Genomic DNA, 15,733 nt, shown 5'->3' with positions numbered 1-15,733 from the left:
AAAACAACCCCTCCTGTCTGTATGCAGTAGAGGGGTTGTTGCCTCTCGAAAATAAATTTTCAGGAGGTTCAATATGTACGGATTACAAGTGTTCTCCTATGAGGGGAACGAAGTCAGGACTGTTCAAAAGGGTAGCGAAATTTTCTGGGTGCTTAAGGATGTGTGCGGCATTCTCGGGATTGAGAAATATCGCGACGCAGCAGCACGATTAGACGACGATGAAAGGGAGCCGTTATTAGTGGACACCCTTGGTGGCCGACAGGAAATGATCGCAGTTACTGAAAGCGGGCTTTACAGCATTGTTTTGTTATCCCGTAAGCCCGAAGCCAAAAAGTTCAAACGCTGGGTCACCCATGAAGTGCTTCCTACCATCCGCAAGCACGGCGCGTATGTCACTCCCGCCAAATTAGAAGAGTTGATGAATGATCCCGACTCATGGATTAAAGTTCTGACCGCCCTTAAGGAAGAGCGCGCTGCCAAGGAACGGCTACAACTGGAAGCCACCGAGAATAAACCAAAGGTTATCTTCGCCGATGCGGTGTCTGTCTCCGAAGGCGCCATCCTTATTGGTGAACTGGCGAAAATCCTCAAAGGCAACGGTATCGAAATCGGCCAGAACCGTCTGTTTGAAAAACTTCGTCAGGACGGCTACCTCATCAAGCGCAAAGGAACAGATTATAACGCACCAACCCAAAGGGCGATGGAGCTGGGGCTTTTCCGGGTCAAGGAAACCGCCATCACTCATTCAGACGGTCATGTCACTATCAGCAAGACTACAAAAGTCACGGGCAAGGGGCAGCAATATTTCATCAATCTGTTCCTTGGGAAAGGGGTAAACGAAAATGAATATTGAGAAGAAGCAAGCTATCAAGACGGCTCTGAAGAAGGTTGGGAAGGCAATATGGTCATCGCTCCCGTGGGTATTGATGTGGATCGGGCTGACATGCTTCTTCTCACTCCTGTTTATCAGTGCGGACAAAAGTGCAGAACGGTCAAAACAGCTTGCTGCGCTTGAAGCTGAGAACGCTATGTACGAATCGGTAAACGCCCGCCTTGATGAAGAAATCGACTGGCTGCGTTCGCTTGTTGAGCAGTATTACCAAGGGGAGGTGCCCGATGGACAAGTACAATAGCGAGGGTTATCCCGACCCGACCGCCTATGAAGCATTGACGGCGGTTACCAAATCGGAAGCCCCGGAGAAAACTTATCGTCCGCTTGTTTACCTCGCTTCACCTTTTGCAGGAGACACGGAAAGAAACATAGAACGGGCAAGAGGCTATTGTCGCTTTGCTGTTTCCAAGGGATGCATCCCGATTGCTCCCCACCTCCACTACCCGCAGTTCATAGATGAAGATGACAGAGAGCAGCGCGAATTGGGGATGTTCTTTGCTCTTGTCCTGCTTGGCAAATGCGATGAACTATGGGTTTTCGGCAAACCTTCAGAGGGTATGTCCCGCGAGATCGCTAAGGCAAAAAAGCGCGGTATTCCTATCAAATACTACAACCACAAATGTGAGGTGCTGGAATATGGAACTTAAAATCGCATATGGCGACAGCCGTCTTTCAAAACGGTGGATCAATAAAAAGACCACATTTGATGAATTGTGCGAGCGGTTCAAAGTCACCCGCCGCACAACTGAAACTGTCGCAGAATACAAGAGATTCACCAAAGACCGTCGCGATGCTGCAAAAGATGTAGGTGGCTATGTTCTCGGGCATCTAAAGGGCGGCAGACGTAAAAAGGATACGGTAGAAAGTCGCTCAGGGATAACCCTCGATGCCGATCACGCCGGTAGTAATTTTATTGACACGGTGGAGATGTTGTTTCCTCACAAGTACGTGATCTATTCTACCCACAGCCATACACCCGAAGAACCCCGGCTTCGTATGGTTATTCCGCTTGCCCGCGAGGTTTCGCCGGACGAATACGCTGCTGTTTCCCGACTGGTAGCGGAAGTCATCGGCATGGACTTCTTTGACGACAGCACCTATGAACCGGAACGCCTGATGTACTGGCCGTCCACACCTTCCGACGGTAGATACATTTTTAAAGAAATCGATGGCGATGTCCTCGATCCAGACGCATACCTCTCCAAGCTCTCCGATTGGCACGACTGCTCACTCTGGCCTACATCAAGCCGCCAGTCCGAAGTAATACAGCGCAACATCCGCCAGCAGCAAGATCCGCTCGAAAAAGAAGGCGTAGTCGGCGCTTTCTGTCGTGCTTATTCGATTGAAGCTGTGATTGCAACATTTCTATCTGATGTATACGAGGCGTCGGCAATGAGCGGCCGTTATGACTATATCCCTGCCGATAGTTCGGCGGGTGTGGTGCTGTATGAAAGCAAATGGTCGTATTCCCATCACGCCACCGACCCCGCCTGTGGCAGGCTGTTAAACGCCTTTGACCTCGTCCGCATCCATAAGTTCACCGATCTTGACGAAAAGGCAGGCTTTAAGGCGATGAGCGCACTGGCAGTACAGGATGAAAATGTAAAACTACTGCTCGCCGAGGAGCGCATTGCCAAGGCTGAAAGCGACTTTGATGAAGATGCTGATTGGAAATCCCAGCTTCAGCGTGAGAAAAGCGGCATCCTCTCCAACACCCTCGGCAACCTGCTCCTTATCCTGAACAACGACGAAACCTTAACGGGTATCCGACATAATCGCCTCGCCAACCAGATATACGGTGACGAACTGCCCTGGGAACGTCCACATAAGCCTTGGCGGGATGTCGATACAGCCCAGCTTGTGGCTTTTGTCGATAAACGCTATGGTACGTTCTCGGCTCGAAACTATGAACTTGCGCTGGCTAAGGTTGCCGACGACCGTGCTTATCATCCGATTCGGGAATACCTCGAAGGCTTGCCAGAATGGGACAGAGTTCCTCGAATCGACACACTGCTTATTGATTACCTCGGCGCGGAAGATTCGCCTTATACCAGAGCCGTCACCCGTAAAACCCTCGTAGCAGCGGTGGCTCGGATTATTAGCCCCGGCACAAAGCATGACTCCATCCTTGTCCTCAATGGTAAGCAGGGTATCGGCAAATCCACACTCTTCTCCAAACTGGGCCAGCAATGGTATTCCGACAGCCTTTCTATATCTGATATGAAAGATAAAACCGCCCCGGAGAAGCTTCAAGGCTACTGGATACTCGAGCTCGGGGAACTTGCGGGCATTAAGAAAATGGATGTCGAGACAGTAAAATCGTTTATCACCCGCACAGATGATAAGTATCGTCCCTCGTACGGTCGGGCGGTTGAGAGCCACCCGCGCCAGTGCATTATCGTAGGTACGACCAACTCAGACGGCGGATTTCTGCGGGACATCACGGGCAACCGACGCTTCTGGCCTGTTTGGGTATCTGGCGAAGGAAAATACCGTGCATGGGAACTTACAGACATAGACCAGATTTGGGCGGAAGCCCTCGTAAAATACCAAGGCGGCGAAGAATTGTTCTTAAAAGGCGATGTTGCTATGGCGGCGTTTGCCGAACAGCGCAACGCTATGGAAAACGACGAGCGCGAGGGCATGGTTGTAGATTACCTTGAAACCCTGCTACCTGAAAGCTGGGATGCAATGGACCTTTATCGCAGGATCGAATACATCCGTTCTCCTGACGACCCCACGAGAGCGAGCGGAAGCGTCCGCAGGAATCAAGTCTGCGTGATGGAGATATGGTGTGAGTGCTTCGGTAAGTCCCGCGAGTCCATAAAGAAAGCTGATTCTTACGAAATCCAAGGTATCTTGAACCGTATCGGCGGCTGGTCTCTATTCGACGGAAATAAGACCGGCAAAAAATCCTTGCCCATCTATGGCGTTCAAAGGGTCTTCGTTAGAACGGAATGAAGCATTTTTATTGCCTGTCTGCTCGTTTTGGGGCTTCGGCAACCAAGCTCGGCAAAGTCGCAAGCCCCTACTAAATCAGTGTTCTACGGTTGCCCTTTCCCTTATTGCCCTTTTTATTCTATTAATTTATATAGGTAAGGATAAGAGTAATAGGCACACGGGAAACGCACGCGTAGTAATTATAGGAAAAATCGGGCAATCGGCAAATGAGAAATTGGAGGTTATCGTGAGAGAGAAAACCATAGAACAGAAACTCGTCCAAGCAGTCAAAGCAATGGGTGGTATCGCACTTAAATTTACAAGTCCCGGTTTTGATGGGATGCCCGACCGCCTTATTCTCCTGCAGCGCGGCAAAATCGCCTTTGTTGAAGTGAAGCGGCATGGGGAGAAACCTCGACCTTTGCAGGAAGCGCGGCATGGGATGCTTCGGCGGTTGGGTTTTGCGGTCTACGTTCTGGACGATGGAGCGCAAATTGGAGAAATTTTAGAGCAGATAGGAGGTGGTGCCGGATGAAGTTCATACCACACGATTACCAGCGATATGCGACCGAATATATCAAGAAAAACCCTGTCGCAGCTGTGTTCCTCGATATGGGCTTGGGTTAGGCAAGACGGTGTTAACACTAACCGCCATCGCCGACCTGCTGTTTGACAGCTTTGAAGCCCACAGGATCTTAGTAATTGCTCCGCTTCGAGTCGCCCGTGACACATGGCCGGATGAACTTCACAAATGGGAGCATCTCTCCGATCTGCGGTTATCCGTGGCTGTCGGCACGGAGACGGAGCGCAAAGCGGCGCTTCAGGCTAAAGCAGATATTTACATCATCAACCGCGAAAACGTAGGGTGGCTGATCGAGGACAGCGGCATCCCTTTCGATTTCGACACCCTGGTGGTTGATGAACTATCCAGCTTCAAGAACCACCAGACAAAGCGATTCAGGTCATTGATGAAGGTTCGCCCCAAGGTAGTACGCATCATCGGTCTGACAGGAACTCCGAGCAGTAACGGTTTGATGGATTTATGGGCTGAGTACCGGCTTCTCGACATGGGTCAGCGGCTCGGACGGTTCATCGGGCAGTATCGCAGCACATACTTTACGCCCGACAAAAGAAACGGTCAGGTCATATTCAGCTACAAGCCTCTGCCTTTTGCTGAAAAAGAAATATACGCCAAAATCGCCGACATTACCATATCGATGAAATCTACTGACCTCTTGATCATGCCGGAACTGGTAACCGCTGGGTATCCTGTGAAGCTATCAGACAAAGAGCGTGAGCGATATGACGAACTGCGGCAGGATTTGGTATTAAAACTGGCTGGTGGCGATGTCACTGCCGCCAATGCCGCCGCCCTATCAGGAAAGCTCTGCCAGATGGCGAATGGTGCGGTCTATGGCGACGACGGCACAGTCCACTACATCCACAACCGCAAACTGGATGCCCTTGAGGACTTAATCGAAGCCGCCAACGGCAAGCCCGTTCTCGTGGCCTACTGGTTCAAGCACGATTTGGAGCGAATATCAGCAAGGCTGAAAGACCGGCATATATCATTTACAAAATTAGATACATCGGATAGTATTGCAAGCTGGAACGAGGGTAAATGGCCTGTCGCCTTAATCCACCCCGCTTCTGCCGGACACGGCCTGAATCTTCAGTCGGGCGGCTCCACGATTATTTGGTTCGGGATGACGTGGAGTTTAGAGCTTTACCAGCAGGCCAATGCCCGTCTTTGGCGGCAGGGTCAGAAAGCTGAAACGGTGGTTCTCCACCACATTATCGCCAAGGACACCATTGACGAACGGGTGATGAAAGCCCTGTCCGCCAAGGACAAAACACAAACCGCCTTAATTGACGCGGTAAAAGCAAATCTATGACAATCTATGGAGTCAAAAGCTGCCAATCCGAGTGGACCAAATTATCGGAGGTAGCCTATGAACAAACCAAAACTATCGGCAAAGGATTATTTGTCCCAAGCCTATCGCATAGACCAGCGTATCAATAGCAAGATTGAGCAGGTGCAGTCATTGCGAGAACTCGCCGGAAAAGCAAGTGCCACTCTGTCCGATGTGCCGCCAAGCAAGGGAAACCGCAATGTTCACCGCATGGAAGATGTTATCGCCAAGATGGTAGACCTGGAGTCTGAAATCAACGCTGACCTGACTCGCCTGATAAATCTGAAGCATGAAATCGTCACGGTGATTAAGTGCGTGGAAAGCCCCGAACTCCAGACGCTTCTGGAATTAAGATATTTGTGTTTCAAGACATGGGAACAGATAGCGGTCGAGCTGCATTTCGACCTTCGCTGGGTTTACCGGCTTCATGGCCGGGCTTTGGACGAGATCGATGCCATACGCCACTGTTGACCACTATAATTCCGCTTAGAAGCCTGTTATTATTAAAATGGCAAAATTGAATGCACACACGAGCCTCGCGGGAGCAACCCCACGGGGCTTTTCTTATGCGCAGAACAGGAGGTGCAACGTGCCATATAAAGCAAAGAAACCCTGCGCCTACCCCGGCTGCGCCAAGCTGACCACGGGTAGGTACTGTGAGGAACATCAGAAACAGGAAGCCAAACGATATAACAGACACGACCGCAACCCCGACAGCAATAAACGCTACGGCAGAACGTGGAAACAAATCCGTGCAGCGTTCCTGTCGGCGAACCCGCTGTGTGTTATGTGTAAACGTGACGGACGGCTCACTCCCGCAACGCTTGCCCACCATAAGATCAAGCTGACCGACGGCGGCACAAACGACTGGGAGAATATGATGGCGCTTTGTCAGGAATGCCACTCAAGACTTCACGCTGGGCAAGGCGACTACTTTTAAGTTCAGACCGAGGGGCGGTCTCAATCCCTGTGACTTCTAAGGCGGACAGCGCGCTCGGCCTTTCGTGTGAGTTTTTCAATAATCAAAAATCAAAAAATCAAAAAATCAAAATCAAACTTAGAATCAAACCGAGGAGGTGACACTCATGCCCAGCGGAGGCTATCGTCCGGGGGCAGGCCGCCCTCGGAAAAATCCAATCGATAAAAAGCTTGAAGGCAAAACTTCTGGCGCAAATGCTGCAACTCAGCCAAAACCAAAAAAGGTCAATTCCAAAAATGTGATGGCAGACTACTTCTCCATTGCGATGAAGGAATGTGAAAAAGAAGTGCCGTCGGCAGATGTGCTGCGAAATGAAATTGAGGAATACATCGTGGCTCGCGGCTGTGATGGTTATGTCGCGCCGCAGACGATTACAGATTATGTGCTGAACAGGCAGGGCTTTCTTGCCTGCGAAGCCATGAACCGTAAAATCGGGCGCATGACCAAGGAACTGAAGCTCTCGCCCTATGTCACGGCAGGCGCTCAGTATTATAAGGCGATGCAAGGCGACTTTAACCTGATTATGCAAATCATCAATCGCCACAGCAACACGCAGGGCGAAGAAAAGAACGCCTTTCTCGAATTGCTAACAAACAGGGGGTTTTAGTATATGAAATCGACAGAACGATTTGAAAAAGTGAATATAGACCGTCTCGTCCCATATGCAAGGAACGCCCGCACCCATAGCAAGGAGCAGATTTTACAGCTTCGTTCCTCCCTGCGTGAGTTCGGTTTCGTCAACCCGGTCATCGTGGATAAAGACCTGAATATTATCGCAGGGCATGGACGCATTATGGCAGCACGGGAAGAAGGTTTGACCGAAATCCCCTGCGTGTTTGTGGAGCATCTGACCGAAGCGCAGAAGCGGGCGTATATTCTTGCTGATAACAGACTGGCACTCAATGCCGGATGGGACGAGGAACTTTTAGCTCTGGAATTTGCCGACCTCAAGGAGCTCGGCTTCGACCTCGAAATTACGGGCTTTGACGCCGACGAGATTGAAAAGCTCTTCACCGACTCCGGCGGGGACGTAGCTGACGATGATTTCGACATGACAGCCGCTCTTGAACAGGCGGCTTTTGTTTTGCCCGGAGATGTTTGGACGCTGGGGCGGCACCGACTCATTTGCGGCGATGCCACGGTATCGGAAACTGTCAGGAAGCTGATGGATGGCCGCAAAGCCAACCTTGTCCTGACCGATCCCCCTTACAACGTCAGCTTTGAATCTGTGAGCGGACTAAAAATCAAGAACGATAGCATGAAAGCAGAACAGTTCTACATCTTTTTGCTGTCGGCATTTAAGAACCTTTATGAGAACCTCGCCGATGGCGGGGCTTTTTACTGCTTCCATTCGGATTCGGAGAAGGTGAACTTCTTTCGTGCCTGTGTGGACGCGGGGTTTCATTACTCCACGACTTGCATCTGGGTGAAAAACGCCCTCGTGCTTGGGCGGGGTGATTACCAGCAAATGCACGAGCCGGTGCTGTATGCCTTTAAGAATACCTCCAAACACAAGTGGTATTCCGACCGCAAGCAGACCACCATTTGGAACTTCGATAAACCAAAGAAAAACGCCGATCACCCGACAAGCAAACCCCTCGACCTGCTGGCATACCCGATTACCAACAGCAGTCAGGCAAACGCCATCGTGCTGGACACTTTCGGAGGCTCCGGCTCAACGCTCATTGCCTGCGAGCAGCTTGATCGCAACTGCTACATGCTCGAATTGGACGAAAAGTATGCTTCGGTTATTTTACGTAGGTATGCCGAGTACAAGCAAAACGGCGGCGAGGATATCACCTGTGAGCGTGACGGCAAGGTATTCCAATATGCCGATCTCGTGAAAGAGGTGGCTTTAATATAGTCAAAAACAATATGTGGCTCTTCCAAGTATGATTTTATTCTCAGCGGCATTGTGTCATACACATAATAACAGAGGGCTGTATTTCCTTGATATTCGGTGCATTTATTATCACATAAAAGCTTGCTAATAAAGGCTTTTAGAGTGATATATGTAGTGCGCGGAGGATAAAAAAACCCTGCAAAATCAAGGAAAATGGAGGAAACGAGCATGAGACTTTCTTACAACGTAACAGGCCCTGAACGCAAATCACTGGTCGCAGCCATCAGCCATGAACTAAACGCTCCGACCAATTACCTCGGAGCGCCGACATTCGCCTACGAGATTGGCGGCTACCACATCGACAAGACTGGCACGGTCATGGGCGAGGACAACCGGGAGCTGGTCGCTAGCCTTTGCGGTTTGCACAGCTTCAAGGCAGTCACCGAAGAATACGATGAGCTGGCGACTGGACCCGAAAGCAGCACATACCAAGCAGATCTCAGCGACCGCCTGACCATCGAAATACCCCTTGACGGCTTTACACCTGAAAAACTCGACAACCTCTCCAAACTGGTGAATGCCAAAGCCCCGCTTCTCAAGGCGTCGATCGGAACGGATGACCTGCCGATTAAGCAGACCACCGACACACTGCAGTTCCCCTGGTTTAAAGGAACGATTGATGCAGAACACACAGAAGCCTACGCCACGCTGATCAGCCTGCTTTGCAAAACCGCAATTGAAAAGAAGCGTATCACGGCAAGAGAAAAAGACATCGACGGCAACCCGAAATACGCCATGCGGTGTTTCCTGCTCTCCCTTGGCTTCATCGGCGACGAGTACAAAGCAGCTCGAAAGATATTACTTTCAAGACTTGAGGGCAATTCAAGCTGGAAAGGCGGCAAGAAAATGGAGGTGGCAGACAGTGAATAGTTTCATTTCAAAAGCAGCCCTCGAAGCACGGAGGGCAAGGTACAAGAAAGGCGCTCGTGTTGAACTGATTTTCATGACTGACCCCTACACCAAGCTGAAACCCGGCGACACGGGAACGGTAGACTTCGTAGACGACACAGGCACGGTTTTCATTATCTGGGACAGCGGCTCACATCTCGGAGCGGTTTTTGGTGAGGATGAAATCAGACTGCTTTCCAAAGCCGAGGTTGTCAAAGCACAATGTCGTAAGGTGGCGTCCACGGGGCGCACGAATATGTTCGATACTAAAGCAGTGTTCAAAATTGCGATGGAGATGGGATTCAACGAGTTAGCGAACTTCATTTCCACGGACACCAAGCGATATGCAAATCTGATATTGACGGGGGAACTCGAAAATGTGGAGTGAAGGAATTATCTACTGCCCATCGACAGGCAGCAATTACAAATACTGGGTCAAGCATTATGAGGAAAGCTCTCCGTTCGGTATCGACGGCGGCAAAATCAGCAAGCTGACACTACGCAAGTTCGGCGAGACCCGCGACCTTTGCAGCTATGACAGGGGCTGGGATATCGAACCGGGTGACGAAGTCAAGGCGGTCTACACCATCATCCTCAGCAAGTACAACTAAACACGAAACAACCGAAAGACAGACACCCCGACAAGGGGCTGTCTCTCGTACAGATAGATTTTGATGACTTCTTCGGAGGTCTTTTATTTTGCGCGAAAGGAGGACGACGGTGCCTGATTTCAAATACAAACCAACACCACTCATGCTGCCGACCAGCCGATACGATGTACGTCGAGCGGATTTTGCGGTTAATTTTATATCCATGCTCAAGCACACCACCGGCGAATGGTATGGAAAACCTTTTCAGTTGATGCCGTGGCAGGAGCAAATTATCCGTGATATTTTTGGTATCGTCGGAGAGGACGGTTATCGGCAGTTTCGCACGGCGTATGTTGAGGTCGGCAAGAAAAACGGCAAGTCCGAACTGGCGGCGGCAATCGCCCTCTACCTCCTGTTCGCCGATGGCGAAGCGGGTGCCGAGGTCTACTCCTGTGCTGCAGACATCAATCAGGCGAGTATTGTTTTCAATACTGCAAAAGCGATGGTCGAGCAATGCGGCGATCTGGCAAAACTGTCAAAACTCGTGCCGTCAACCAAGCGAATTATATTCCCGCACACCAACAGCTTTTATAGAGTGCTGTCCTCGGAAACAAAGTCCAAACAAGGCTTCAATGTTTCCGGTCTTATATTTGATGAACTCTTCGCCCAGCAGACCCGCGAACTGTTCGATACCATGACCAAGTACACAGGTGACGCCAGACGGCAGCCCCTCTACTTTCTCATCACCACAGCAGGCAGGGATAAGACGAGCATCTGCTATGAAATCCACCAAAAAGCTAAAGCGGTTATGGACGGCTCAAAAATTGATTCGTCCTTCTATCCTGCCGTATTCGGCATTGAAGAAGATGACGATTGGAACGACGAAGCCGTCTGGCGGCGCGTGAACCCCTCCATCGGTGTGACCATTCCCTTCGAGACAGTGCAAGCCGCCTACGAGCAGGCAAAGCAAAACCCTGCTGAGGAGATGCACTTTCGGCAGTTCCGCCTGAACGAATGGTGCAACGCCGATATCAGGTGGATGCCTATGGACAAATGGGACGCCTGCGGCGAAGACATAGACTTTGAAGAATACGAGGGTCGGGATTGCTATTGCGGTCTCGACCTTTCCAGTACCGGAGACCTTACAGCTCTGGTTCTGGTATTCCCACCTGTTGAAGTTGATACCAAATACACAGTGATGCCTTTTTACTGGCTGCCGGAAGATGTGATTGACCTGCGTACAAGGCGCGACCACGTTCCTTATGCCGTATGGAAAAAGACAGGAGTGTTCAACACCACCGAGGGCAATGTGGTGGACTATGACTACATAGTGGCTTTCATCGCCAAGCTGTCGGAGCGTTTTAAAATTCGTGAAATCGCCTACGACCGCTACGGTGCGGAGAAGATTCGCCGCGACCTTGAAGAACTGGGTGCGGAGCATGGGTTTACGGTGTTTCCGTTCGGTCAGGGTTTCATTTCCATGTCCCCACCTTCAAAGGACTTCTATCAGTTTGTGATGGAGGGCAAAATACGCCACGGCAAACATCCTGTCCTCGACTGGAATATGGGTAATGTAATCGTCGACCAAGACGCTGCAGGCAACATCAAACCCAATAAAAAGAAATCAACAGAGAAAATAGATGGTGTGGTCGCGCTGATCATGGGACTTGCGAGGGCAACCCTCGGCGGTGGTATCAACAACAGTGTCTATGACGAAAGGGGGTTGTTATTTATATGAGCATATTTTCAGGGTTGTTCCGCTCACGGGATAAGCCTAAAAACCGTGTAGGCGGCGGCTGGAATTTTCTTTTCGGTGGCACAACCAGCGGTAAGGCGGTCAATGAGCGGACGGCGATGCAGACCTCGGCGGTCTACGCTTGCGTCCGTATCCTTGCCGAATCGGTGGCGGGACTTCCGCTCCATGTATATGAGCGAACCGCCAACGGAAGTAAATCCACAAAACCGTCGCACCCCCTCTACCGGCTGCTTCATGATGAGCCTAACCGCGAGATGACTTCATTTGTGTTCAGAGAAACACTGATGAGTCATCTTTTACTTTGGGGCAACGCCTACGCACAGATTATCAGAGACGGCAGGGGTTTTCCCATTGCGCTCTATCCACTCCTGCCCGACCGAATGGCTGTGGATAGAAACGAAAGCGGCGAACTGGTCTACACCTACCAAAGTGACAAGGGTCAGGTCAAGTTACGTCGCGAGAATATCCTGCATATCCCCGGCTTGGGCTTTGACGGCCTTATAGGTTACTCGCCGATTGCGATGGCAAAGAACGCCGTGGGGCTTGCCCTTGCAACGGAGGACTACGGCGCTGCTTTTTTCGCCAACGGTGCGAATCCTGGCGGCGTACTGGAACACCCCGGTGTCATCAAGCCGGAACAGGCCGACAGGCTCAGAGAAAGCTGGCAGTCGCAATTCGGAGGCGCAAATGCACACAGAGTAGCGGTTTTGGAGGAAGGTCTTAAATTCCATCAGATGTCCATACCGCCGGAACAGGCGCAGTTTTTGGAAACACGTAAGTTTCAAATAAATGAAATTGCCCGTATTTTCAGAGTGCCTCCTCATATGGTCGGCGACCTTGAAAAGAGCAGCTTCTCCAACATCGAACAGCAGTCTTTAGAGTTCGTCAAGTATACCCTCGACCCGTGGGTGGTCAGGTGGGAGCAGTCTTTACAGCAGGCTCTCATTTTGCCATCGGAAAAAGCGACGATCTTTATCAAGTTTAATCTCGACGGATTACTTCGCGGCGACTACCAAAGCCGTATGCAAGGCTATTCAACAGGCATTCAAAACGGATTTATGTCGGTCAACGATGTACGTGGCTTGGAGGATATGAATCTGCTGACTGCCGAGGAAGGCGGCGATCTGCACTTCGTCAACGGCAACATGGTCAAGCTGGCCGATGTTGGAGCAGCATACAAACCAAATGAAACGGAGGATACAAGCTAATGGCAAAAAACAAGAAGTTTTGGAACTGGGCGCGTGATGCTGACGAAAGTGGCGAGCGCGTCCTTTACTTTGACGGAGAGATCTCGGATGAGACTTGGTGGGGTGATGAAATCACTCCGGCAATGTTCAAATCGGAACTCTTCTCAGACAAGGGTGACATCACCATCTGGCTAAATTCGCCCGGCGGAGACTGCATCGCTGCAAGTCAAATCTACGCCATGTTGATGGATTATCCGCACAACGTCACGGTCAAGATTGACGGCATCGCCGCTTCTGCGGCAAGTGTCATCGCTATGGCTGGCACGAAAGTCCTCATGGCTCCCACCGCACTGATGATGGTGCACAATCCACTGACCATCGCCATTGGTGACACGGACGAAATGCAAAAAGCCATCTCCATGCTGGACGAGGTCAAGGAATCCATCATCAACGCCTACCAAGTCAAGACCAATCAGTCGAGAGCAAAAATCTCCCACTGGATGGACGCAGAAACGTGGATGAACGCAAACAAGGCGATTGAACTGGGTTTCGCTGACGGTGTGCTGGAAGACAGCAAAAGACATCAAGCCACTCCGACCTATGCGTTCAGTCGCAGGGCAGTCACCAATTCCTTGCTTGATAAGGTAAAGACCAAAGAACAACCGCAACCGAAATCTGAACCGCAAGGCGTACTCGCTGAGTCGCTTCAAAAGCGGCTCAATTTGATTATCCACTAAATTTATGGAGGTAATGACTATGAATAAAATCCTTGAACTGCGCGAGAAGCGCAACAAAATCTGGAACACCGCAAAGGAGTTCCTCGACCAGAAGCGCGGCGCTGACGGGTTTGTTCCCGCTGAAGCTGCCGCAGAGTACGACAAGATGGAAGCCGACATGGTCGCTCTCGGCAAGGAAATTGAGCGTCTGGAACGCCAGGCTGCCTATGACCTTGAGATGAGTAAGCCTACATCCGCTCCTATTTTGGGTGCGCCAAACAAGTCCGCTGAGGACAAGACTGGCCGTGCGTCCGCCGAATACAGAAAAGCCTTCTGGAATGCCATGCGCACTCGTGGCAACGAGGGTCTTGATATGAGCGTAAAGAACGCCCTGCAAATCGGCACCGACTCCGAAGGTGGCTACCTCGTGCCCGACGAATTTGAGCGCACGCTTGTGGAAGCCCTCGACGAGGAGAATGTCTTCCGCAGGTTGGCAAACGTCATCACCACCTCTTCCGGTGATCGTAAAATTCCTGTCGTAGCATCCAAGGGTACCGCATCGTGGATCGACGAAGAAGGTACCATCCCCGACAGCGATGATGCTTTCGGTCAGGTGTCCATCGGCGCTTACAAGCTGGGTACGCTCATCAAGGTATCCGAGGAACTCCTAAACGACAGCGTGTTCAATCTCGAAGCCTACATTTCCAGAGAGTTTGCAAGGCGCATCGGTAATAAAGAGGAGGACGCCTTCTTTACTGGCGACGGCTCCGGCAAGCCCACCGGCATCCTTGCTGCGACTGGCGGTGCACAGCTTGGCGTAACCACGGCAGGAGCTACCGCCGTCACGATGGATGAGGTGCTTGATTTGTTCTACTCGCTTAAGGCGCCTTACCGCAACAAGGCTGTATTTGTTATGAACGATGCTACTGTAAAGGCCATCCGCAAGTTAAAGGATGGGCAGGGCCAGTATCTGTGGCAGCCCTCCCTGCAAGCGGGTACGCCTGACACCATTTTGAACCGTCCTGTTTACACCTCCGCATATGTACCCACCATCGCTGCGGCCGCCAAGACCATTGTGTTTGGAGACTTCAGTTATTACTGGGTAGCCGACCGTCAGGGGCGTGTGTTTAAGCGACTGAATGAACTCTTCGCTGTCACCGGGCAGGTGGGCTTCGTTGCCACCCAACGTGTGGACGGCAAATTGATTCTGCCGGAGGCTATCAAGGTTCTCCAGCAAAAAGCTTAACGGAGGTGCAATATGAGCTATAACACAAAGAACTATACCGAACAGGGCGGCGAAAAAACCGTTATCGGCGGCACGCTGGAAATCAAGGAGGGAGCCTCGGTAACGGGGCTCTCCGCCGACCCTCTCCTTGTGGCAACTGGGGATACTCTCGGCGGTGTAAAAGCCGCTGCTGCTGGTGAGGATGACACCGTCGAAGTTAAAATCGGCGATGACCATAAGCTGTATGTCCCGACATATCCTACCGATGCTACGGAGTCAATCTCCGGACTTGTGAAAGCTGCTGCGAATCAAGCTGACAGCATAGCTGAGGACACAGCCACTCTTGTCACGGATTTCAATGCCCTGCTCGCAAAGCTGAAAGCTGCGGGATTGATGGCAGACCAAGAATAATGGAGGTGAGCGGCGATGACGCCAACGGAATTGTTGCCAAAAGTCAAAGAAAACCTAATACTGACACACGCTGATGACGACGATCTGCTCCTGCGCCTCATCGCCGCCGCTGTCAATTATGCCGAGAGCTACCAGCATATTGCGGAGGGCTATTACACCGAAAATTCTATACCCGCCGCAACTGAACAGGCCGTAATCATGCTTGTATCGAGTTGGTACGAATCCCGCGATGGCTCGACTGCCGGTTTCTTTGCCGACAGCGTTCAGGCTTCTCAACAAGTCTGGAATACGGTCAACATGCTTTTGCGTCTTGACAGATTGTGGGGTGTGTAA

At 51.1% G+C, this 15,733-nt stretch carries 18 protein-coding genes and 2 pseudogenes; all 20 read left to right on the top strand.

The genetic code is table 11. From position 1 onward, the window contains the following. Positions 1-73 precede the first annotated feature (73 nt). The 20 genes and pseudogenes from ACE6F3_RS03035 to ACE6F3_RS02940 all read left to right on the top strand — a co-directional run bounded on the left by ACE6F3_RS03035 (position 74) and on the right by ACE6F3_RS02940 (position 15,733). Entirely contained in the window at positions 74-853 is a 780-nt protein-coding gene (locus tag ACE6F3_RS03035) for a phage antirepressor (RefSeq protein WP_392654957.1), read from the top strand. Next, complete coding sequence (locus ACE6F3_RS03030) at positions 843-1,133, top strand: hypothetical protein (RefSeq protein ID WP_392654955.1); 291 nt, start codon at positions 843-845, stop codon at positions 1,131-1,133. Before ACE6F3_RS03035 ends, ACE6F3_RS03030 begins: the two co-directional genes overlap by 11 nt. Beyond that, on the top strand, positions 1,117-1,539 hold the full coding sequence (locus ACE6F3_RS03025) for a DUF4406 domain-containing protein (protein ID WP_392654953.1): 423 nt from the start codon (positions 1,117-1,119) through the stop codon (positions 1,537-1,539). Before ACE6F3_RS03030 ends, ACE6F3_RS03025 begins: the two co-directional genes overlap by 17 nt. After that, on the top strand, positions 1,529-3,853 hold the full coding sequence (locus ACE6F3_RS03020) for a VapE domain-containing protein (protein WP_392654951.1): 2,325 nt from the start codon (positions 1,529-1,531) through the stop codon (positions 3,851-3,853). The genes ACE6F3_RS03025 and ACE6F3_RS03020 overlap by 11 nt, the downstream gene beginning before the upstream one ends. 226 nt (positions 3,854-4,079) lie before the next feature. After that, entirely contained in the window at positions 4,080-4,367 is a 288-nt protein-coding gene (locus ACE6F3_RS03015; RefSeq protein WP_392654949.1) for a VRR-NUC domain-containing protein, read from the top strand. Continuing rightward, positions 4,364-5,727 (top strand): annotated as a pseudogene (locus ACE6F3_RS03010) (SNF2-related protein). The gene ACE6F3_RS03015 and the pseudogene ACE6F3_RS03010 overlap by 4 nt, the downstream one beginning before the upstream one ends. A 57-nt stretch (positions 5,728-5,784) precedes the next feature. Then, positions 5,785-6,216 carry a DUF1492 domain-containing protein gene (locus tag ACE6F3_RS03005; protein ID WP_321720801.1) on the top strand — a complete coding sequence of 144 codons (432 nt, stop codon included), beginning with the start codon at positions 5,785-5,787 and terminating at the stop codon, positions 6,214-6,216. Between the two features lie 118 nt (positions 6,217-6,334). Next, positions 6,335-6,685 carry an HNH endonuclease gene (locus tag ACE6F3_RS03000; RefSeq protein WP_392654947.1) on the top strand — a complete coding sequence of 117 codons (351 nt, stop codon included), beginning with the start codon at positions 6,335-6,337 and terminating at the stop codon, positions 6,683-6,685. A gap of 145 nt (positions 6,686-6,830) precedes the next feature. Then, on the top strand, positions 6,831-7,331 hold the full coding sequence (locus ACE6F3_RS02995; RefSeq protein ID WP_392654945.1) for a hypothetical protein: 501 nt from the start codon (positions 6,831-6,833) through the stop codon (positions 7,329-7,331). A 3-nt stretch (positions 7,332-7,334) separates the two neighbouring features. Beyond that, the gene (locus ACE6F3_RS02990; RefSeq protein ID WP_392654943.1) at positions 7,335-8,588 is read left to right on the top strand and encodes a site-specific DNA-methyltransferase; all 1,254 of its coding nucleotides are present in this window, start codon (positions 7,335-7,337) and stop codon (positions 8,586-8,588) included. A 207-nt stretch (positions 8,589-8,795) separates the two neighbouring features. Beyond that, on the top strand, positions 8,796-9,497 hold the full coding sequence (locus tag ACE6F3_RS02985) for a virulence protein (RefSeq protein ID WP_392654941.1): 702 nt from the start codon (positions 8,796-8,798) through the stop codon (positions 9,495-9,497). Beyond that, positions 9,490-9,711, top strand: a pseudogene (locus ACE6F3_RS02980) (DUF4314 domain-containing protein); the annotation flags it as partial. The gene ACE6F3_RS02985 and the pseudogene ACE6F3_RS02980, both read left to right, overlap by 8 nt. Further along, positions 9,700-9,903, top strand: coding sequence for a DUF5049 domain-containing protein (locus ACE6F3_RS02975; protein ID WP_392655049.1), 204 nt, complete (start codon positions 9,700-9,702; stop codon positions 9,901-9,903). The pseudogene ACE6F3_RS02980 and the gene ACE6F3_RS02975, both read left to right, overlap by 12 nt. Then, a complete protein-coding gene (locus ACE6F3_RS02970) occupies positions 9,893-10,126 on the top strand; it encodes a hypothetical protein (protein WP_392654939.1) in 234 nt (77 codons plus the stop codon). Before ACE6F3_RS02975 ends, ACE6F3_RS02970 begins: the two co-directional genes overlap by 11 nt. Positions 10,127-10,268: 142 nt before the next feature. Further along, entirely contained in the window at positions 10,269-11,843 is a 1,575-nt protein-coding gene (locus ACE6F3_RS02965) for a terminase large subunit (RefSeq protein ID WP_392655047.1), read from the top strand. Next, positions 11,840-13,069: a phage portal protein gene (locus ACE6F3_RS02960; protein ID WP_392654937.1), complete on the top strand. Its 1,230-nt coding sequence runs from the start codon at positions 11,840-11,842 to the stop codon at positions 13,067-13,069. Before ACE6F3_RS02965 ends, ACE6F3_RS02960 begins: the two co-directional genes overlap by 4 nt. After that, the gene (locus tag ACE6F3_RS02955) at positions 13,069-13,785 is read left to right on the top strand and encodes a head maturation protease, ClpP-related (RefSeq protein ID WP_392654935.1); all 717 of its coding nucleotides are present in this window, start codon (positions 13,069-13,071) and stop codon (positions 13,783-13,785) included. Before ACE6F3_RS02960 ends, ACE6F3_RS02955 begins: the two co-directional genes overlap by 1 nt. A gap of 19 nt (positions 13,786-13,804) precedes the next feature. Next, positions 13,805-15,010, top strand: coding sequence for a phage major capsid protein (locus ACE6F3_RS02950; protein ID WP_392654933.1), 1,206 nt, complete (start codon positions 13,805-13,807; stop codon positions 15,008-15,010). 129 nt (positions 15,011-15,139) lie between these two features. Then, positions 15,140-15,400, top strand: a complete 261-nt coding sequence (locus ACE6F3_RS02945) for a head fiber protein (protein ID WP_392655045.1) — start codon at positions 15,140-15,142, stop codon at positions 15,398-15,400. 15 nt (positions 15,401-15,415) lie between these two features. Then, positions 15,416-15,733: a head-tail connector protein gene (locus ACE6F3_RS02940; RefSeq protein WP_392654931.1), complete on the top strand. Its 318-nt coding sequence runs from the start codon at positions 15,416-15,418 to the stop codon at positions 15,731-15,733.

Origin of the sequence: Dehalococcoides sp. THU4, from assembly GCF_043231265.1 — a bacterium.
Taxonomy (GTDB): domain Bacteria; phylum Chloroflexota; class Dehalococcoidia; order Dehalococcoidales; family Dehalococcoidaceae; genus Dehalococcoides; species Dehalococcoides mccartyi.
This window is presented reverse-complemented; position numbering and strand designations above follow the sequence as displayed.